Origin of the sequence: Variovorax sp. OK605 (genome assembly GCF_900115445.1) — a bacterium.
In the GTDB taxonomy this organism is placed as follows: Bacteria; Pseudomonadota; Gammaproteobacteria; order Burkholderiales; family Burkholderiaceae_C; genus Variovorax.
Map to the genome: position 1 here is coordinate 456,608 of NZ_FOWL01000003.1, position 19,263 is coordinate 475,870.

General features: G+C 58.8%; 18 protein-coding genes. 11 read left to right on the plus strand and 7 right to left on the minus strand.

The genetic code is table 11. The features are described from left to right. Positions 1-150: 150 nt before the first annotated feature. From BM013_RS10305 to BM013_RS10320, 4 genes are all read right to left on the minus strand, one after another. Entirely contained in the window at positions 151-894 is a 744-nt protein-coding gene (locus BM013_RS10305) for an anti-sigma factor (protein WP_093126174.1), read from the minus strand. Continuing rightward, the gene (locus tag BM013_RS10310) at positions 891-1,415 is read right to left on the minus strand and encodes a sigma-70 family RNA polymerase sigma factor (protein WP_371279915.1); all 525 of its coding nucleotides are present in this window, start codon (positions 1,413-1,415) and stop codon (positions 891-893) included. The genes BM013_RS10305 and BM013_RS10310 overlap by 4 nt, the downstream gene beginning before the upstream one ends. A 119-nt stretch (positions 1,416-1,534) precedes the next feature. Continuing rightward, positions 1,535-2,110 (minus strand): DUF3455 domain-containing protein, encoded by a 576-nt coding sequence (locus tag BM013_RS10315; RefSeq protein ID WP_093126176.1) that lies wholly within the window; start codon positions 2,108-2,110, stop codon positions 1,535-1,537. Between the two features lie 132 nt (positions 2,111-2,242). Continuing rightward, positions 2,243-4,726: an acetamidase/formamidase family protein gene (locus BM013_RS10320; RefSeq protein ID WP_093126178.1), complete on the minus strand. Its 2,484-nt coding sequence runs from the start codon at positions 4,724-4,726 to the stop codon at positions 2,243-2,245. A gap of 168 nt (positions 4,727-4,894) precedes the next feature. Here BM013_RS10320 and BM013_RS10325 point away from each other — a divergent pair, with 168 nt between their 5' ends. The 5 genes from BM013_RS10325 to BM013_RS10350 all read left to right on the plus strand — a co-directional run bounded on the left by BM013_RS10325 (position 4,895) and on the right by BM013_RS10350 (position 8,402). After that, positions 4,895-6,367 carry an acetamidase/formamidase family protein gene (locus BM013_RS10325; protein WP_093126181.1) on the plus strand — a complete coding sequence of 491 codons (1,473 nt, stop codon included), beginning with the start codon at positions 4,895-4,897 and terminating at the stop codon, positions 6,365-6,367. A 179-nt stretch (positions 6,368-6,546) separates the two neighbouring features. Next, a complete protein-coding gene (locus BM013_RS10330; RefSeq protein ID WP_143098256.1) occupies positions 6,547-6,816 on the plus strand; it encodes a hypothetical protein in 270 nt (89 codons plus the stop codon). A gap of 77 nt (positions 6,817-6,893) precedes the next feature. Beyond that, positions 6,894-7,121 (plus strand): hypothetical protein, encoded by a 228-nt coding sequence (locus BM013_RS10335; protein WP_093126185.1) that lies wholly within the window; start codon positions 6,894-6,896, stop codon positions 7,119-7,121. 23 nt (positions 7,122-7,144) lie between these two features. Next, positions 7,145-7,597 (plus strand): DUF4279 domain-containing protein, encoded by a 453-nt coding sequence (locus BM013_RS10340; RefSeq protein WP_093126187.1) that lies wholly within the window; start codon positions 7,145-7,147, stop codon positions 7,595-7,597. 394 nt (positions 7,598-7,991) lie between these two features. Beyond that, positions 7,992-8,402 carry a hypothetical protein gene (locus BM013_RS10350; protein ID WP_143098257.1) on the plus strand — a complete coding sequence of 137 codons (411 nt, stop codon included), beginning with the start codon at positions 7,992-7,994 and terminating at the stop codon, positions 8,400-8,402. Positions 8,403-8,591: 189 nt separating this feature from the next. Here BM013_RS10350 and BM013_RS10355 read toward each other — a convergent pair whose 3' ends face one another. Next, positions 8,592-9,932 carry an MFS transporter gene (locus BM013_RS10355; protein ID WP_256221447.1) on the minus strand — a complete coding sequence of 447 codons (1,341 nt, stop codon included), beginning with the start codon at positions 9,930-9,932 and terminating at the stop codon, positions 8,592-8,594. A gap of 273 nt (positions 9,933-10,205) precedes the next feature. Here BM013_RS10355 and gcvA point away from each other — a divergent pair, with 273 nt between their 5' ends. Then, positions 10,206-11,156, plus strand: coding sequence for a transcriptional regulator GcvA (gene gcvA / locus BM013_RS10360; RefSeq protein ID WP_093126198.1), 951 nt, complete (start codon positions 10,206-10,208; stop codon positions 11,154-11,156). Positions 11,157-11,196: 40 nt separating this feature from the next. Here the strand turns inward: gcvA and BM013_RS10365 are convergent, their stop codons facing one another. Further along, positions 11,197-11,523, minus strand: coding sequence for a hypothetical protein (locus BM013_RS10365; RefSeq protein WP_093126200.1), 327 nt, complete (start codon positions 11,521-11,523; stop codon positions 11,197-11,199). Positions 11,524-12,023: 500 nt separating this feature from the next. Here BM013_RS10365 and BM013_RS10370 point away from each other — a divergent pair, with 500 nt between their 5' ends. Together BM013_RS10370 and BM013_RS10375 are read left to right on the plus strand one after the other, a co-directional pair. Next, the gene (locus tag BM013_RS10370; RefSeq protein ID WP_143098258.1) at positions 12,024-12,518 is read left to right on the plus strand and encodes a TIR domain-containing protein; all 495 of its coding nucleotides are present in this window, start codon (positions 12,024-12,026) and stop codon (positions 12,516-12,518) included. Next, positions 12,460-13,161, plus strand: coding sequence for an Nmad2 family putative nucleotide modification protein (locus tag BM013_RS10375; RefSeq protein WP_218153647.1), 702 nt, complete (start codon positions 12,460-12,462; stop codon positions 13,159-13,161). Before BM013_RS10370 ends, BM013_RS10375 begins: the two co-directional genes overlap by 59 nt. A 15-nt stretch (positions 13,162-13,176) precedes the next feature. On the opposite strand, the gene BM013_RS41750 is transcribed toward BM013_RS10375, so the two are convergent. Further along, positions 13,177-15,675 carry a patatin-like phospholipase domain-containing protein gene (locus BM013_RS41750; protein ID WP_143098259.1) on the minus strand — a complete coding sequence of 833 codons (2,499 nt, stop codon included), beginning with the start codon at positions 15,673-15,675 and terminating at the stop codon, positions 13,177-13,179. Between the two features lie 223 nt (positions 15,676-15,898). Between BM013_RS41750 and BM013_RS10385 the strand changes: the two genes are divergently transcribed. The 3 genes from BM013_RS10385 to BM013_RS10395 all read left to right on the plus strand — a co-directional run bounded on the left by BM013_RS10385 (position 15,899) and on the right by BM013_RS10395 (position 19,106). Further along, positions 15,899-16,987, plus strand: coding sequence for a toll/interleukin-1 receptor domain-containing protein (locus BM013_RS10385; RefSeq protein ID WP_143098260.1), 1,089 nt, complete (start codon positions 15,899-15,901; stop codon positions 16,985-16,987). 179 nt (positions 16,988-17,166) lie between these two features. Next, the gene (locus BM013_RS40440) at positions 17,167-18,435 is read left to right on the plus strand and encodes a MazG nucleotide pyrophosphohydrolase domain-containing protein (RefSeq protein WP_143098261.1); all 1,269 of its coding nucleotides are present in this window, start codon (positions 17,167-17,169) and stop codon (positions 18,433-18,435) included. Beyond that, on the plus strand, positions 18,432-19,106 hold the full coding sequence (locus BM013_RS10395) for a uracil-DNA glycosylase (RefSeq protein WP_093126210.1): 675 nt from the start codon (positions 18,432-18,434) through the stop codon (positions 19,104-19,106). Before BM013_RS40440 ends, BM013_RS10395 begins: the two co-directional genes overlap by 4 nt. The last annotated feature ends 157 nt before the right edge of the window (positions 19,107-19,263 follow it).

The following is a 19,263-nucleotide window of genomic DNA, read 5'->3' on the forward strand; positions in this document are numbered from 1 at the left end:
TGTGCCCGAGGTTTTTGGCTCTCTCCCTCCCCTGCCGGGGGAGAGCGGGGGTGGGGGGCACGCGGCGTATCCGGTGGACGCTCTGCCTGCCCCCATCCCGGCCTTCCCCCGGGAGGGGAAGGAGCGACTCAGAACGCCAGAAGGCTTCCGCTACAGCACCTTGACCGCGCGCCCGATGAACTGGATCGGCCCGGTCGGCCGGTCGATCGGCGAGCCGTTCTCGGGCTCCAGCGTCAGCTCGAACAGCTGGTTGGCTTCCAGCGGCGGCAGCTTGTCGATCGGAATGCGCAGCGTCTGGCCCTGCTTCACCAGGCCCAGCGACACCGGGCCGCGCCACTGGTCGGCCTTGGTCCAGAACTGCAGCGTTTTCTGCGGCGGCACCTCGAAGGTGCCCAGCGGCACCAGGCTCAACTGACGAGACGAACTGGTCTGGATCACCCAGCCCGGCGCCTTGTCCTGCGGCGCCACCAGCACCACCATGTACTGCGGCGTGGGCAGCGGGCGCGTCACCATCACCGCCACCATCAGCGCGGCGGCGGCGAAACCGCCGGCGGCCAGGCCGCGCCAGAGCTGCAGGTTGTTCCACCAGCCCGACAGGCCCGACGCACGAGACGCGCTCGGCTGGACCTTCGCCGATGTGGCGCCCGTCACCGGCCCCAAGGTTCGTTCGATGCGCGTCCACAGCGCGGGCGAGGGCTCCGCCGGCGCGGCCAGCGCCGTCAGCGGCAGCAGCCGAGCTTCCCAGCCCTGCACGGCGTCGTGCAGGGCGGGCTCCGTGCGCATGCGCTCTTCCACCGATGCGCGTGCGCTGGCCGAGAGCGTGCCCAGCACGTACTCGCCCGCCAGCGCGTCGATGTCTTCGAAACGATTGCTTTCGTGGCCCGTCGCGCTCATGCCATGCACTCCCGCAGCGCGCGCATGCCGCGCTGTATCCACGACTTCACCGTGCCCAGCGGCGTGTTCAGCCGCTCGGCGATCTCGCCGTGCGAGCAGCCTTCCACGTAGGCATACAGGATGCAGTCGCGCCGCGCCGGCTCCAGCCCGCCCAGGCAGCCTTCGAGCTTGCCCAGGTCGGCGCGCAGCTCGAACGGGTCGCCCGCCGAGGCATACGCCGCGAGCGACGCCTGGTCGTCGATGGCCTCGGCCGCGTCTTCGCTCACATGCACCTGGCGCGCGCCGCTGCGCACCATGTTCAGCGCGGCGTTGCGCACCACGCTGTAGATCCAGCCGCGGCCTTCACCGCGCGCCGGGTTGAAGGTTTCCGCGCGCTGCCAGATGCTGATGAAAGCGTCGTGCAGCACGTCTTCGGCCTGCTGGCGCTGGCGCACGATGCGCAGCGCCACGCCCATCAGGTAGCGGCCTTCGCGCTGGTACAGCTGCTGCAGGGCATGGCGGTCGCCGCGGGCGCAGGCCATGAGGGCGGCGTCGTAGTCGAAGGACGTGGTGGGCGTGGTGGGCGGCGGGTTCTGCACGGCCCGATGGTAGTGGAGCCGGCGGCCTTCGCCGTCCAATCACCCGCCGGATCGCACGTCGATCAGGACGCCTTCCAGAAGATGTAGTCGGCCTGGTACTGCACCACCTGCTTCTGGCCCTTGGTGGCCGTGGTGCACGGCATGGCCGCCGGTGCCACGCCGCCTTGCAGGGCCACGCGCTGGATGTAGGTCACGCCCGTCATCGCGCCCGAGCCCATGGCCGGGTTGGCCTTGACTAGCTGGAACGGCAGGCTGGTGGGACCCGAGGGTGCGACGGCCAGTTGCGTGGCGGTCAGCTTGGAGCCGTCCATCGACTCCCAGGTGGCCGGCGGGCCGTAGTACTTGCCGACCTGCTTGCCGCTGCGGTCCCACAGCTTGGCGTCGGGGCCGACGAACACCCACTCGGTCTGGCCTGGGGTGTTGGCCTTGTCGCGGCATTCGTAGGTGATGTCGCCCTTGCCCACGGTTTCCATGGCGACCTTGTTGCCGGCCGGCACCTGGATGGTGGGCGGCAGGCTGGACTGGTTGAAGGCGGGCGCCATCGAGCCCGAGGACATCGAGCCACAGGCCGTCAGGAAGGCGGCGGCGGAAACGGCGCCGAGCACGGCGATAGAGCGGGTGGAACGGGAGGTGTGCATGAAATAACTCCTGGGGTTGTAGAAGGTCGGCAGCTCCTCGCTGCTGAAGGGTCTACACACCAGGGCTGCGTTTGGATGCAGGGGGTGCAAAAGATTTTTCAGGGCGCGTGCACGGGTCGCCCTGAAAAGCGCTCACCCCGCCAGGTCGGCAGGAAACAGCGCCTTCTTGATCACCGCGTGCACCCCCCAATTCCCATCCACCACCTGCGTCACGGCAAAGTCCACCGCCACCGAAATCAGCGACACCGCCTCGTCCTCATCCAACGAGTGCGCCTGCATCAGGTAACGGCGCGTCTTGTTGAACGCGTCCCGCATCGCCCCTTCCAGCGACGACTTCTTGTAGATCTGCGCCTGCGCGTCCGCCCCCAGCTCGGCCAGGTGGTTCGCGAAGCTGAAGCCCTGCACCACCCATTCGGTCTCGGTTTCCAGGAACGGGTAGTTCAGCTCCGCCAGGAACCCGCCCTCGATCTGCGAGCGCTTGTGCAGCACCAGCTGGAACACCCCCGTCAGCGAACACTCGATGGCCGTGCCGCACAGCTCCGAGTCGCCCTGCGACGCATGCGGGTCGCCCGCTGAGAACAGCGCGCCGAGCACCGACACCGGCAGGAAGAGCTTGCTGCCCTTGCCCGCGCGCCAGTTGTCCAGGTTGCCGCCGAAGTAGCCCGGCGGAATGGAGTCGACCAGCCCCGCCTCGCGCGGCGCCACGGCCAGCATGCCGAAGTGCGGGCGCAGCGGCACGCGGGCCTTTTCGAGCACGCCGAAGCGCTTGACGATGGTCTCGGGGTCGACCGGCACGCCCGGGTAGTCGATGGTGTCGTGCTTCACGCCGAAGGGGTCGGTCTGCGGCGTCCAGCGGAAGTTGTAGACGGCACGCGCCACCGGTGCTTCGGGTGCTTCGTTGTCGATCTCGTAGATGGTGACCACCTCGCGCTGCTTCGGCTCGGTGATCTGGTCGCGGTAGTGAAAGCCCCACCACGCCGCCGCGTTGCTGCCGAAGATGCGCCCGTGAAACGCCGCGCTGCAACTCGGCCGGGGCTGCACGTCGAGGATGCGGATTTCGAGCACGTCGCCCGGCTCCGCGTCGTGCACGTACACCGGGCCGGTGCAGATGTGCACGCCAAAGCCCTCGCCCGCGCCGCGCCCGAAGATCGATGCGTCCATCGGCCCGGCGCCGCGCCGGTCGACGGCCTTCTTGTCGGCCGTCCAGTGAAAGACGCTCTCCGCGCCGGGGTCGCCGTCGATCATCCGTTCGCGGTCGTCGCTGGCGTGCTGCGTGAGCGTCTCGATGGTCACCACGTCGCCCGAGCGCACCGAAATCACCGGCTTCAGCGAACGGCTCAGATAGCCCCAGTGCACGGTCTTGTCGGACACGGGCAGGTAATAGTGGTTGGGCGTGGCGCCGTCCTCGGTTGAAGCCGAAGTGGAAGTCGAAGCCGAGCGCTTCGGCGTCAACGCCAGCGCCACGGCATAGCGGGCGTGGTCGCGCAGCAGCGCCTGGAAGGGGCTGTGCGGCGTGCGTGCCGGCGCGGCGTCCGCGGCCGGCTTAACCTCGCTGCCCTTCAACGGCCGCCCGCGCTGGTCATGCAGCGCATCGGCCTGCGACACCGGCTGCGCGCGATACGCCTTCGGCGACACGCCATAGCGCGCCGTGAACGCCCGGCTGAAATTGGCCGCATCGCCAAAGCCCCACCGAAAGCACAGCGCCGAAATCGTGAAGTGGTTCAGCGCGCGGTTGGCCAGGTCGAGCTTGCAGCGCTCCAGCCGGCGCTCGCGCAGGTACTCGCTGAAGCTGGTCGCGCCAACCTTGAAGAGCTTCTGCAGGTAGCGCGTCGACAGCCCCTCGACCCGCGCGACGCTCTCGATGGACAGCTCCGCATCGCCCAGCCGCGCCTCGATGGTGCGGCAGATGCGGCGCAGGTGGCTCAGTTGCACCGAGGTCGGATGGTCCGAAGGTTCGGCAAGATCGCCCGCCCCGTCCACCCCGCCCACATCTTCCGCCTCGCGCGACAGGCAGGTGACCAGCAGGTCCGTCAGCGTGGCCTCGACCGACAGCAGGTCGTCGCGCCCCAGGTGATCGATCTGCTCGGCCAGCGATTCGGCCATGGTCAGGCACATGGCGCCGACGCCGTGCGCGGGCGTGATGCGCTTGGCCTCCGCGCTGCAGGTGCGCACCAGCCGCAACAGGAAACTCGCCGATTCGAACTTGACCAGCAGCGCGCGGCAGTCGGTGCGCAGGTCGAGCCGCCAAGGTTGCGCGGGGTCGAGCAGCACGGCCGCGTTGGCGGCCAGCGCGACCGATGCGCCCTGCTCTTCCAGCACGCCGCTGCCCTTGAGCAGCACGAACAGCACCACCGCGCGCCCCGAATGCCGCGCGTTGCCGCCATCGGGCACCAGCACCAGCGGCGACGACGCGAGCCGCACGAACACCGAGTCGAGCGTGGAGCTGCGCGACGACACATGCCCCGCGAGCGGCGGCAGCCCCTGCCCCACGGCAGAAGCAGCAGAAGCAGCCGCCTCGCTGCGCACCAGCGCGCGGGCCAGCACTTCGTCCAGCGCGGACTGGCGCAATGCCTCGGGAAAGGCGTCGGTAGAAAAGCGTCGAAGGTCGTCCAGCATCAGGGCTGGACTATGACCGCGCCGGGCGCCGGCATGCAAGGCATTCGCCCGCCAATCGACCCACTGCGGCCGCGCTACAAGTTTTTGTGCGCCTGCCGACAAGGCCCAAACGCCGCACCGCTTCGAGACTGGGGCCGCACATCAACCGGCTTTCAAGGAGCGCCCCGAATGACCACCCCCAAGTACGACCACATCTGCAGCCCGACCTGCAGCCACGGCGCCTCGCCCGCCGAAGAAAAGCTCATCAAGGAAGAGTTTCAGGTGGCGCGCCGCTCCTTCCTGCGCGACGCCATGGTGGTCGGCGGCGGCGCCGTTTCGGCCGGCGCGCTGACCGGTGCCATGGCGCCAGGCAAGGCCTTTGCCCAGGGCGCATCGAGCGCGCAACCCGGCAGCAACATGGCCAGCCACTACTACATTCCCGCCGCGGCCAACACCGTGCTGTGGGGCTACTTCAGCAAGATCGCCAAGCCGGTGGTGGAGGTGGAGTCGGGCGACTACGTGACCATCGAGACCCTCACCCACCACGCCAACGACGACGCCGAGCGCATGGTGCAGGGCGACGCGGGCGCGGAGAGCGTGTTCTTCTGGGACAAGCAGCGCAAGGGCGTCAACCGGCGCGGCGCCGGCCCCATGGACGCCAAGAACGGCGCGGGCGGCGGCCAGGGCGTGCACATCTGCACCGGCCCCGTGCGCGTGAAAGACGCGGAGCCGGGCGACATTCTGGAAGTGCGCATCATCGACGTGGTGCCCCGCCCTTCGGGCAACCCCAAGTACAAGGGCCGCGCCTTCGGCAGCAACGCCGCGGCCAACTGGGGCTTTCACTACGGCGACACCCTCACCGAGCCCAGGAAGCGTGAGGTCGTCACCATCTACGAGGTCGACGTGACCGGCGAGCGCAACTGGGCGCGCGCGGTCTACAACTTTCGCTGGACGCCGCAGACCGACCCCTTCGGCGTGGTGCACCCGACCATCGACTACCCGGGCGTGCCGGTGGACCACCGCACCATCAGCAAGAACGAGAACGTGCTGAAGAACATCCGCGTGCCGGTGCGCCCGCACTTCGGCACCATCGGCGTGGCGCCGGCGGAGGCGGACATGGTCAGCTCCATTCCGCCGAGCTACACGGGCGGCAACATCGACAACTGGCGCATCGGCAAGGGCGCGACCATGTACTTCCCCGTGGCGGCGCCGGGCGCGATGTTCACGGTGGGCGACCCGCATGCGTCGCAGGGCGATTCGGAGCTGTGCGGCACGGCCATCGAATGTTCGTTGACGGGCACGTTCCAGCTCATCCTGCACAAGAAGGCGAGCCTGCCGGGCACGCCGCTGGCCGAGCTGCGTTATCCGCTGCTGGAGACGCAGGACGAATGGCTGCTGCACGGTTTCAGCTATGCCAACTACCTGGCCGAGCTGGGGCCGGATGCGCAGAACCAGATATTCAAGAAATCGTCGGTCGACCTGGCGCTGAGGGACGCGTATCACAAGATGCGGCACTTCCTCATGACCACGCAAGGGCTGGGGGAGGACGAGGCGATTTCGCTGATGTCGATTGCTGTGGACTTCGGGATCACGCAGGTTGTCGATGGCAACTGGGGGGTGCATGCGCTGGTGAAGAAGAGCATTTTTCCGGCGCGGAACTGAGGGCTGTTGTTCGGGGTGCGCGCGGGGCACGGCCCGCGCCTTGAGCTACGCCCACCGCTTCCCCGAATCACCTGCGCCAGCAACGCCAGCGCTGCCGGCGCAGGCCTTACATGCGACGGCGACTGACCAGTTCGGCTATGTTCGGCCCGGGAACACATGCCATTCGAACAGGAGCCAACGTGCCGAATCTTCACTTGAGGTTGCCGCTGCAGAACGAGCGGGCCGAACCGTTCAAGATCTTGCTGGAGCCGCTTTCCGAGTACTTCATTGTTCAGGCCGGTCAGCGCGTCGAGGTTCATGCGATCTGTGATGACGCGACGACGAACACGACTTTTACCGTTGCACCGAACGAGTCTTTCCTGACGATCTACGCGCCCGGGGAAATAGCTGGGTTTGTGGATTGCTACATGACGCGCGACGGCGTTCGTCTTGCTCCCGATGGAAATTGAAAGTCGAACGGCGGCACCAGACCCCTCTGGCGTCAAGATCGCTAAGTCAAGAGACGATGCAACATGAAGGCTCACGCATGAAGAATGGCAACTGGCAAGCCACGATCCTGAGCGACCCCGAGCACGAACACCTCGTGGCGGAGATGAGCTTCGGCGGGCAGTTCCTGTTGCTGCTGGACCGCGAGCAGAGCCGGGAGAATGTCTGCGTGTCGTTTCCCGTGAAAGACGGGGCAGGGGAAATACGCGTTCCGCTCGCCGACTTCGTGGCCCAGTTGCAGGCAGCGGCAGCCGACCTTTGCCGTTGACAAGATCACACAGGAGGCGAGACATGAAGAAGCAACACGGCAGTGCAGCCGAAGACGACCACTGCAGCTACTACGGCGTTCGTCTCCTCGTCAGAAACACGCTCATGCCAGCAGAAGAGATTTCTGCGGCGCTCGACATGCGCCCAGACCATTCCTGGAATGCCGGCGAAAAGGACTTCAACGATTTCTCGATGTGGACCCATACGTCCTGGACGGAGGAAAAGCGCAACTTCTTCGACGAAGTGCAGCAAGTCCTGGAGTGGCTGGGCACAAAGCATGAGTTCGTGTCGCGGCTGATTTCGGCCGGGGGTGAACTGCATGTGATCGTGCAGCTTCCCGGGACGATCAACATCGGCGCCGATCTTTTGCCATCGACGATGGCTCTGGCGGCAGGGCTTGGGGTTCGCCTTGGCATCGAGGTGTTTCCCCATTTGCCCAGACCAAACAACTTGAACCAGGCCCGCGACCTCACATGAAATGGATCTATACCGACGGAGCGCCTTTTGCCTGTGCCGCGGCTCATTCGGAAAGGCAGTGGCGCGGCACACGGGGAAGTTCCACCGGAGCCGCAGAGACCGACTACGAGAGAGCGTGCGATGAGCCAAGCTATCTGGGCTGCATTGCTTGAGGTTCGTCTCCGTTCCTGGTGCTTGGCGACGAGCCGGCACAAGCAGCGTTCTTTGTCCCCCCGCATGCGCTGGCTATCGCGCGTTGGATCGCATGCGAATCGACCAGCCAGGCGAACTTCATGCTCACCACGCTTCCGAACGATCTGTTGCATTTCGAAGTCACCACCGAACGATTCCAGAACGGAACGTCTTTTGACTTTCTGATCCATCGATTCATGCGAACGTGACCACGATGCCCTCCATGAAGCCACCGTACGGCCCGATGCTCCTCGCGCTCAGCGTACTTTGCCTTGCCGTCCTGCCCGCCTGGGCGGACGGCACCGTCAGCTTCAAGGCAGACGTGCTGCCCATGCTCAAGGCCAAACCGGCGTTCGAGAAATTCCTGCTCGGCACGCTCCAGGTCACCGATGCGGGTTCAGGCACACGCATCTCTGACCAAGCGATGCCACGGCTCGGCGGCACCCGCATGGGGCCTTACGAGTTCATGGCGACGTGGCATGACGCGAGTGGTGATGTGCCCGTGACGCTCATCGTGCAGACGAACACCCGGTTCCTGGACAGCGCCGGCCGGGAGATCAAGACCGGCTCGCTCAAGCAAGCCGCCCGTTTGCAAGAGACCTTCGACTCCATCCAGATCGAACCCCGCCGCTGACCGAAAGAGCGCGGCCGCCGTGCTGGCCGATCAAGAGGCCGCGCCAAACGCGCTCACGCCGATGGGGTGCATTGCGCAGCGAAATAAAGGAGGAGGCCGCAGGCCGGGGGACATTCGCGGAGCAAGGTACCCCGTCGGCGTGAGCGCCGCCCTGAACAGCAGCAGCCGCCGCAGCAGCAACAACAGCCCTCACCCCTTCCCCCGAATCACCTGAGCCAACAGCGTCAACACAGCAAACCCCAAGATCACCCCGACACCCGGGTACAGCATCGCCAACGCAGTCCCCGGCGCAATCGCCGCCGTCAGCACCGCCAGCCCACACGCCCCGCCCACCTGCAGCGAACTGTTCAGCAGCCCCGCCGCCAGCCCTTGCTCATCGTCGGCCACGCCCGTCGTGCCCGCCACCATCAGCGCCGAGATGCTCAGCGCAAAGCCCACGCCCCACAGCAGCGATGCGGGCAACAGCACGCCCCACAAATCAGGCTCAGGCCCCATGCGCAGCATCAGCAGATAGCACGGCACAAAGGCCGACAGCCCCACCATCAGCACCCGCGTCACGCCAAAGCGGCTGATGAGCGCGCCGATCTTCGGGCCCACGACCACCACCATCAGCCCCGCCGGCAACAGCACCAGCGCCATCTGCCACGGCTTCCAGCCCTGGATGTTCTGCAGGTACAGCGCCATCAAGAACTGAAACCCCGCCGCACCGCCATACAGCAGCGCCGCGCTGATGTTCGCCGCCACCAGCCCCCGGTTGCGGAAGATGCCCAGGCGCACCAGCGGCTCCTTCACCGTGCGCTCGATGACCACGAACAGCGCCAGCAACGCCACCGCCACCCCGAACCCGCCCAGCGTGCGCCATGACACCCACCCCACCTCCGGCGCCGACACCACCGTGAACACCAGCAGCAACATGCCCGCCAGCAACGTGAGCGCGCCGCCCACATCCAGCCTCGGCCGCGGGCCCTGCGATGCGTGCCGTGGTGCATCGGCCGGCACATAGCGCAGCGCGGCCAGCAGCAACAGCACCGCCACCGGAATCGGCAGCACGAAGATGTAGCGCCAGTTCAGCGCCGCCAGCAGCCCGCCGATCAGCAGGCCCGACGAGTACCCCGAGGCCTCGAACAGGTTGAAGATGCCGAACGCCTTGTTGCGCGCCGGCCCCTCCGCGAAGGTGGTCGTCAGCAGCGACATCGCGGCCGGCCCCGTGAAGCCCGCGGCCATGCCCTTCGCGAAGCGCGAGGCAATCAACAGCACCGCATCGCTGGCAAACACGCCGCCCACCGACACCAGCGCAAACACCGCCAGCCCCACCACCAGCACCCGCCTGCGGCCGAACAAATCAGCACAGCGCCCGCCCAGCAGCAGAAAGCCGCCAAACGCCAGGATGTACGCGCTGACCAGCCACTGCGCCGCGGCAGCGCCCATGCCGAACTCTTGCTGAATCTGCGGGATTGCCACCACGATCATTGAGATGTCCAGCCCATCGAGCAGAATCACGCCGCTGAAGATCAGCAGCGCCATCCACATGCGCGCGGGCCAGTGCAGGGGGTCGGGGTGGGTTCCCGTGGCGGCACCGACAGCACCGATAGCGCAGGCGACAGCGGCGCCTTCATTGCAGAGGCCGGGGCCGGGGCGTGCATCGCACGGGGTCAAGCTGGCAGACATTCATTCACTCCAATCGGCTCAATCAAAAACAACCAGTCGCTTCGTTTCTTCGACTGGCTGCATCGTCCCCCGCCGTGCGCGGCTTGAAAAACGAGTAGTTCTCAACGAACCATCAAACGGAGCTTGAAGATCCACATGCAGAGCACCCCCCACCGCATGCTGCCGGGAACGCGCGCCCTGCGAACCTTCGAGGCCGCCGCGCGGCACCTGAACTTCACCCGCGCGGCCGACGAGGTGGGGCTCACGCCCGCGGCCGTGAGCTACCAGATCAAGGACATTGAAGACCAGCTGGGCGTGGTGCTCTTCACCCGCACCAGCCGCAGCATTCAGCTCACGCCCGCCGGCGCCGTGCTGTTCGAGGCCACCGCCGACGCGCTGGACACCCTGCACCGCGCCGCCGGCCGCGCCCGCCGGCTCACCCGCAGCGCGGCGCACCTGCGCGTGTCGCTGAGCCCGCGCTTTGCCACCAACTGGCTGCTGCCCAAGCTGTCGCGCTTCAGGGCCGCCCACCCGGGGCTGGAGCTGACCTTCGACATCAGCGACGCGCTGCGCAGCTTCGAGGCCGACGACATCGACTTGGCCATCCGCTTTGGCACCGGGCAGTACGAAGGCGCGCACGCCGACCGGCTCTTCGAGCTGAGCATCGTGCCCGTGTGCAGCCCCAAGCTGCTGGAAACCGGGCCGCCGCTGAACGAGCCGCGCGACCTGTTCAACCACACGCTGTGCTACGTCGACTGGAAGACCGACACCATGACCTGGCCCAACTGGCGCATGTGGATGGCGGCGGCCGGCATCGGCGACTTCGACGACAGCCGGTGCGTGGGGTTTTCAGATTCGGGCTACGTGGTGCAGGCCGTGATGGAAGGCGGCGCCGTGGGGCTGGCCGACCTGGACATGATTGCGGCCGACCTGGCGCAGGGGCGGCTGGTGAGGCTGTTCGACATTGGCGTGAGCATGGCGCCGACGTACGCATACCACTTGGTGTATCCGCAGGGGAGCAGCGAAGACCCGCGCGTGGTGGCGTTCAGGCAATGGCTGCTGGCGGAGACGCAGAACGCGGGGCAGCCGGGCGGGCCGGCTGCCTGAGGGTTGCTTGCTGGTAGCTGGTAATTGGCTGGCTGACTGGTTACGCGGGGGTGGGCGCGGCTTGCGCCTGCAGCAGCAAGGCCTCGCGCAAGGCGGCGGCGGCTGAGTTGACGGTGCCGATGCGCGCCATCAACGCCTCGTTGAGCAGGCGCAGCAAGGCGCTCAGCTCGGTGCGGTTGGTGGCGAGCACCTCGCTGTCGTTCAGGGCGGCGGTGTCCACGAGCTTTTCCAGCGCGGTGTAGGCGCGCATGACCTCGTAGAGGGTGTCGGCGTCGTCGCAGGTTTGAAGGGCGAGGTCGTCGAGAGCGGGGGACGGGGATGTGGGGCGGGCGCTGGGTTGCGCGGGGGCGGATGCAGATTCAGCCATGTGAGGCCTTTCAGAACTTCGATTTGCAACAACCGCCGCACCCGCTTCCAAACGGTGGCGGCAGCTCGAACGGGTTGGAAGACCGGGAAGCTCTGACGAGAACCGGCAAGGCTCGCGCCTTCCCGTTCGAGCCGCCAAAAACTGGAGGCGCAAACAGAAAAGCCGCAGACCATGTTGCGGTGACTGCGGCTTTCGTCGCAGAACTTCGACGGGCTTCCAAACCCGGTCGCGCTTAGTTGCGCGACGACGAAGTATATGGGGCACGGCACGCCCAATGCCCCGCTCTCAGCCAAGCCACCTACAGAAGGATTCAATGGCCAAAACACAGCGGTGAGCGAGTTCAACACCCCGTTGATCCAAAAGAGCTTTTGAAAAGAAGCGGAAACATGTATAAACAAATCTTGGACAGGGGCTGAATTTCTGACACGAAACAGAGAACATTCCAATTTCGGCAGAAATAAGGCAATTCGGAATTTAAAAATTACCTATAAGGAATAGCCATGGCTTCCTCGGGAGATCGTCGGCATTTATTTATCAGCCATCACCACCGAGATGATGGCTTAGTCGACAAATTCACCAAGCTGCTGTCAACGAATGGCTGGGACGTCAGAAACAGCTCTATTCGTGCGAAGCCTGCAAATCAAGATCGAATCGACAAGGGATTGGTTGCAGAAAAAGTAATTCAGCGCCTCTTGCGAATGAAAATTTCTTGGTCCTCGACTGTAGTGGTGCTGATTGGAGAAAAAACTCATACGCGCCCTTGGGTCAATTGGGAAATTGATCAGGCCAATGCTCAAGGAAAGAGAATTGTCGGGGTTTTCGAACAAGGAGGAAAAAACTACGATGTCCCCGCAAGCCTCGAAAAATATGCCTCAGCAATTGTCGGATGGAATTCAGAAAGCATAAAAAATGCCGTCGACAGTGGGAAAAATATATTTGAAACGCCCGACGGCACAACTCGCCAGCAAGCAACATCAAAAACATCAAATTGCTAAAATGCCAACTGCGTACATGTATGTCGTTGATCGTGACTTTGGGTTCGCTCCAAACCCTTTTCACGGATCATGCACGTTAGCTACTTGCAAACCCGTAATTAGACGGGTTGCAAAAAAAGGAGACTGGGTTATCGGCATGGGAGGAGGCCGATTAAAGGCAACAGGGCGCTGCATTTTTGCCATGGAAATCTCCCAATCCATCACATTTGACGAATATTGGTTAAGTCCTAAATATCAAGACAAAAAACCAGTTCGCAACGGTAGTAGCAAAATGCTAGTAGGAGACAACATCTATCATACAGAAAATGGGCAATGGCATCAGGAAAACTCGCATCACAGCCATCCTAATGGCGACCCCAATCAACACAACATTAAAAACGACACCCAGTCAAATGCTGTATTAGTTTCGGATAACTTCTACTACTTCGGAAAATCCGCCATTGAAATTCCCGACGACATTCTCTCTAAGGTCGGATACAAAAATGGACGTGCGCACAGAAAGTTTGATTTGGCTTCAGCATTGCCATTAATTTCCTTTTTCAAAGAAAATTTCAAGGCGAACACGGTTTTTTCCGATCCATTTGACTTTGAATCCGCCAGCTGGCGATATTCATTTGAAGACAATAAAGTTACTTCGAGTTGACGCAAATAATGCGCCCTAAAATCTGCGAGGCTCCAGCATGTTTCGTGCTAGCTGAGCGATCCAATCAGGAATGTTCTGAGGATCTTTTTCTTCTGTCAGAAGCGCTGGAGAAAAAGCGCCCTCGGCAACGTGTATGCCAAGCTGCCGGTAGGCCTCGAATTGCTCTTCGTCGTAAAACTGATCCAACGTGGATTGGTGCGGAAAAGCCGGATGAATTGCTCGATATCTTTTTAAAAACTCGGTCTCATCACCGGTTAAAGACAGTTTTAAGTAAAGCATAAGGCCAATTTCTTCAACCTCATCGACGCCGACGCAGGGATAATGAATTCTAAAAAGGTGAAAATGAGTTCGACTAAATTGCGATTTAGGATCCAGACGAATGTCGTCAAATCTTGGTTCTAGCCGAATACCAAAATCGATCTGAGCATGCCTGATCAGCGTCAACTGACCTTCAAAAGTTGAAGCAGGGTCGGACTCCCCGTCAACGCAAATGACAAACTTGCATCGGCGACGCAATAGCTCATAAACGCCCATATTTTCAATGTGACCGCCATCAGAAAGATTAAACCAGTCACTTTTCTCACTCATCCTCAAGCCCGTCATTTCACGAAGCAAGCATGAAAATCCTGGCGCTTTATCCGGTTTTGATTTAGGGCGGGGGATCCAATAACCCAACCTAATATTGAGTAGCGTTAGGAGGGCTGAAAGAGTTGGTACCGTGCTGCGTCCCATATGCGCAGAAGCAGCAGCACCAGAAATCGCCATCGCGGTTGACAAATGCAATCGCTTATCGACTGCCTCCCATTCTTTGGTCGGACTATATCCAACTGCAGTAGCACCGCACCAGTGCTTAGAAAATATAAAAAAATCTCCACGCCTGTCTCGCAAAGCCTGATTTTTGCTTGACGGCAAGTTAATCGTGGCATTGATAATATGATACGGAGCTGCATGCAGAGGATTAATATGGGAAAGCTTTTTATCCGGCACCCCTCCTAAAAAAGTTTGAGCCAATTTTTCTCGGTATATTCTGTGCAGCCCGGTTAGATTAACATTTAGCCCAAAAAAAGCAAAGCAACCAAAACCCAATGCAATTGCGACGAGATTGCAAAGCCCTGTCGTATTGCCGAGAGGAAAGACGGAAGCTGGATCTACTGGCAGCCCCCCCAAAACTCGCATCATGTAGTAGATGATGATCGCCAGGAAAGGAACGACACCGCCGGCAAAAATCAGTATTAACTTCAGCGCAATTCTTTTTATTGATGGGCGACCAAATAGTGGCAAAAATATTACCAACGCCGGAATTCCGGCAACAGCGATGATCAGCCCTCCTGAAACTTGCCAGTGAGCGGCAAGTGCCTGGGAAAATAAATAATACCCCTGTTCTACCAAAAATATTAAAAATGCCAACCCGCTGATTGCGCCAAATAACGCCAAGACTCGGCCGACCAAGATTGCGTAAAAGTCAGCCCGAAGACAAACTCCATAAATTAAAACCATAGATGTTGTCATCACTGTCAGGCCACTCGCCACTAGGGGCCACAGTAAGCTAGGAATTTTCGGTGCTAGAAAATTGCCTAAGATCGCGAGCACAGCGAGAAGCGCGAGAGGAGCCGTCCAATTCAGGAGCAGGCCAGCAACCATCCCCATTGCCATTACCCAGCGCTGCTTCAAATCAGCAGCGCTAAGATATTTTGCGTTTTGCCGCACATGTCTAACCGGTCTCGGATCGGGACCATAGGGAGCGCCAATTTCCGAAACGTTCGCACCAGCCCCAATGCTGGAGGTAATAAAGCTTCCAATATAGCCCCCTCCTGACACAGTGGAAAGATAGTCTACATCCTTCAACAAATTGCGCTGAGCTAAGACTTGAACAACTCCCAAACAAAAGGTGGCCGACCTAATTCCTCCTCCCGACAACGATAGACCAATTGCATCCGTTCCTGAAGCCGTCTTGATGCCATGGAATTCTCTACGGGCATTTATCTCTTCCGATTCGCTCGTATTTATTTCACGAACAGCGCGCAAATCCACGTCGCCGGCATCTCTAATTCCAAACGGAATTGAATTTAAGCAGCTGTCAAGCTCTTTGTTATCAATAATATCGGGAGCAACTTTGTCAGCGTATGGCACTCCATACGCCATCGAATGTAGCTGTTCTGAAAATTCAACTAGCTTCAATCGCAATTCCGCCAAATCAACGCGAAATTCGTTGGCTCCATCCTTAGAGTCCAGCAGCCCGGATTTATGCGCTTTATGCCATTTTGCTGTAACTGGACGAAGGTCCACATTAAGCATATTAGTTGCAATTGAAGCAAAATTCGCGCACCCCGGATTAGCTTTCATGGCAGCTCTAGCAAGAGCAAAAATCTCCCAAAGACTTTCAAGAGCTCGAGCTTCGATTCCATATTGATAAGGAAGCGGCTGCACGGCAATACGCGTCCGGAGCTCACAAAGAAGGCTGTGTGCTCCAAGCTGGTCGGGCGTAAACCCTTTGTCCGATGTTAAGTCTTGCATCTTGGTCAGTAGAAATCCGCTTGCCTTGATTGGCTCAGTGCGTTAGGCATCACGACGCGCGCCGATTTTGGAGGCTAAGTGATGCCTGGGGGGCTAGAAATTGAAAAATGCCCCGAACCTTTTTTCTCAGTCGGATGTTATATTATTTTTCAATAAGCTAGAGCTTCCGCCCCGCTAGGCAGATTCTTGTGTGCGCTGCTCATGTATAACTAAAGGAGCTTCTTTGAAAGTCTTTGTCATTGGGGGGCCTAGCATTTCCGATACTAGCCCAAATAATTCGACCGAGCAGTTTCAAAAATCATGCCAAGATATTGGGAAAAGCATATCGATGGCAGATCACGACCTTGTAATTTGCAGTCCGTTTGAGGATTCCGCGGATATGCACGTTCTACGTGGTGCAATTACGGCAGGGCGTGGCAAGAATATCCGCGTCGAATTTCATTTCATGGATAGCGAGAGCGTCAGGACACGCGTTACAGCAGTGATAGAAGAGCTGCAGCTTACTGCGGTCACTCGAATTCCATACGCTCCTGCTCAGCCTGATAACGAGTCGGGTCGAAAATACGGATGGCTTCTCTGCCAATTAAGTGGCCTCGATTCTAGTCATGCAACTGTTGCTATTGGCGGCGGTACAAACGGATCCGCCAATATGCTGCTGTTATTAGCCGAAGGCAGACGAAAGCCTTTGCTCCCATTTCCCTTTTTGGGCGGCGCGGCACAAATTGCGTTTGAACGTCGTCGATATGAATTAACGGATCGATTGGGCAGCAAAAATCTTCTTCAATTGCATCATGCGTCATGTGCATCTTCTGCAATGAAATATGTCGATTTGCTTTCAAACAACTCATCCCTGAGCGCAAAGCCCACTTTAATCAGTCCAAGAATTTTCATTAGCTACTCAAGAGAACGCCAAGCGGAGGCGGATCATGTAGAAACACTATTCAGGCGTAGAAACATGCGCGTGTTTAGGGACGAAACAGATTTCGGAGCGGGGCACGAGCTCCCTACAGTAATCCATGAAGCGCTATTCAGCTCAAATATTTTTGTCGCTTTGTGGTCTGCCGAATATGCCTGTAGCCCTTGGTGTTTCGATGAGTTCGAAATGGCTTTGAATCGCAAAGCTCAAGGAGGCCTAGAACTCTGGGTATTGAGAATTGATGAAACCAGAGTAGTACCGGTCCGTGCAAGGTCAATCATTTCCTACCATACGCGCACCAGAGAAGAATTAGAGGGAAGAATAATTTCCCTTATCGAAGGAATTGAGTGCGCTGACTCAATCGTGAAACCCCTTCCAAATTCATCTAATTTCTGAAAATAAAACAAGGATCGAAGCTATTTGGTTAGCAAGAGTCCTCGATTTATTTTATGCTTCCATTCATTGTGTTTCTCGAGCGCCTTTATAAAAATAGCAAGCAAAACCGGGCTGCATCCCAGCAATTTCACAGCCAGTAAATTATTGCGCAAGAAAACAGTAATCTGACAAGTTATAAAATGCCCGCAAAATCCAATCCAACTAGTCGCCAATTAAGGTCAAATTCTCCGACGACCACTCGCGAAGGAAAATCGGGGCCATTGAGCATTAAAAAATACTTTTTTCAAGCGTCGAAAACCAACTTATTTAAAGATAAAAATCTAAAAGATCATTATCGCGAGCTAGGATTTGGTTTTTTTGGTGAAGTCGGAGGACTTTTATCTGCACTAAAAAAACAAGAGCGCGACAAGTTGGTTCTTGCGAACAAAGATGTCGTTGCCGAAGAATTAGGTGACGCTCTTTGGTATCTGGTAAATATGGCGGAAGTCGCGGGCCTAGAAATGGAAAAATTGGCGTCCTCGGCATGGATGTTTCTTCGATCCTATTTTGACGAGCCGGCCCGAAAACCACCTTCAACAATTACATTTCGTTCACTTGACGGACTGAGTTCTCAGCACCATATTCAGTTATCAAAGAACGGCGAGCATCCTTTGCGATTACTGGCACAAGGTGCTGGTGCAGCCGTCTCTCGTGATCTTCATGCATTGCTTAAGAGTGGCCCCAACGAGCGAGAATTACTTTTTGGGCGGCTACTTGGTGAATTGATCTTAGTATGCGCCCGACATGAATTAAAGCTCGAAGAAATTGCGCACTCCAATCTGCTTAAAATTGCAGACCGTTGGCCGGGCCAAGACCCGGTATACCCGCCTCTTTCTGTTTATGGCGAGCCACATGAGCAGTTGCCTACTGTTTTGGAGGTTGTTTTTAGACAACGAAAAGTTGGCAGTAGAGTTTTAGTGTTTCAGCAAATCAATGGCCTAAATATTGGAGACCCTCTTACCGACAATAACCACAAGGCCGATGGTTATAGATTTCATGACGTTTTTCATCTAGCATATGCCGTCCATCTTGGCTGGTCACCCGTAATTCGAGCTCTTCTTAAGTTAAAAAGAAAATCTGACGCACGCATCGATGAAAATGAAGATGGTGCCCGAGCGCTTATTATTGAAGAAGGAATCGCAACTTGGATTTTCAACCATTCGACCCATCAGTCGCCAAAACACTATGCTTCTGTAAAGCGGGGGCGACTCGATTACTTCTTGCTAAAGCAAGTTCGTAGCTTAGTAGCCGGTTTCGAAGTCGGAACTGCACCACTGTGGCAATGGGAATGCGCTATTCTCGATGGATTCAAGATTTTTAGGCTACTTCTCGAGCATAAGGGAGGTACCGTTGTCGCAAATATTGCGGAGCATTCCATGCGCTTCATTCCGCCAGAAAACTTAACATGACACCAACCTCATTTGTTCGCGCTCTTTCAGCCATACATTTACCAAATGTATTTAACCCGTATGCTGACACTTGTGGAGTTTATGATCGTAACGACGCTCCTAAGGTGCGCCGAAGTAATCTGCGAACTTTGCTTGCGGCCGCAGAAAATTTGAGCATCGATACCATTTGGATGGGTCGAGACTTGGGATATAGAGGAGGACGCCGCACAGGACTAGCGCTTACGGATGAGCGCAGCCTGCCAATAATGCGAAAGGTTTATCCAGGGTCGCATTCAATTCGGACGACAATTGGCCCCGAGGTAGCCGAGCGGACAGCGGCAGAAATCTGGGCAGTATTGACTCAACTTAAAGTTCCACCATTGCTTTGGAATGTTTTCCCACTGCACCCTCACGAAGCGAACGAACCATTCACGAACAGAAAGTTTACTAGCAAGGAACTTCGTGAAGTTGACGATTTAAATGCGGAACTTATTAAGGGGCTCCGCATTCGCCGAATCATTTCAATTGGGCAAGACGCTTTTACCTATGCATCAAAATTTGGAACAGAAGTTCAATCTGTTCGTCATCCCAGCTATGGCGGCGTGACTGATTTTCGCAGGGAAATTGGAAAATTGCACGGCATCGATCTGACTCGAAACAGGAATTCGCAAGATCAATCTGAATTGTTCTGAACTTTTTAGATATCAGCACTAATGTGATCGCGATTTTTTTCTTAAGCGATGCACCGGATATCAGTGAGTTGGCTTTTGCATTCTGCGCAAGTATCTTCTGCCTACCACCCCCTTAATCCGCAAAGGTAACCGCAAGACACTCCTCTACATCCAAGAA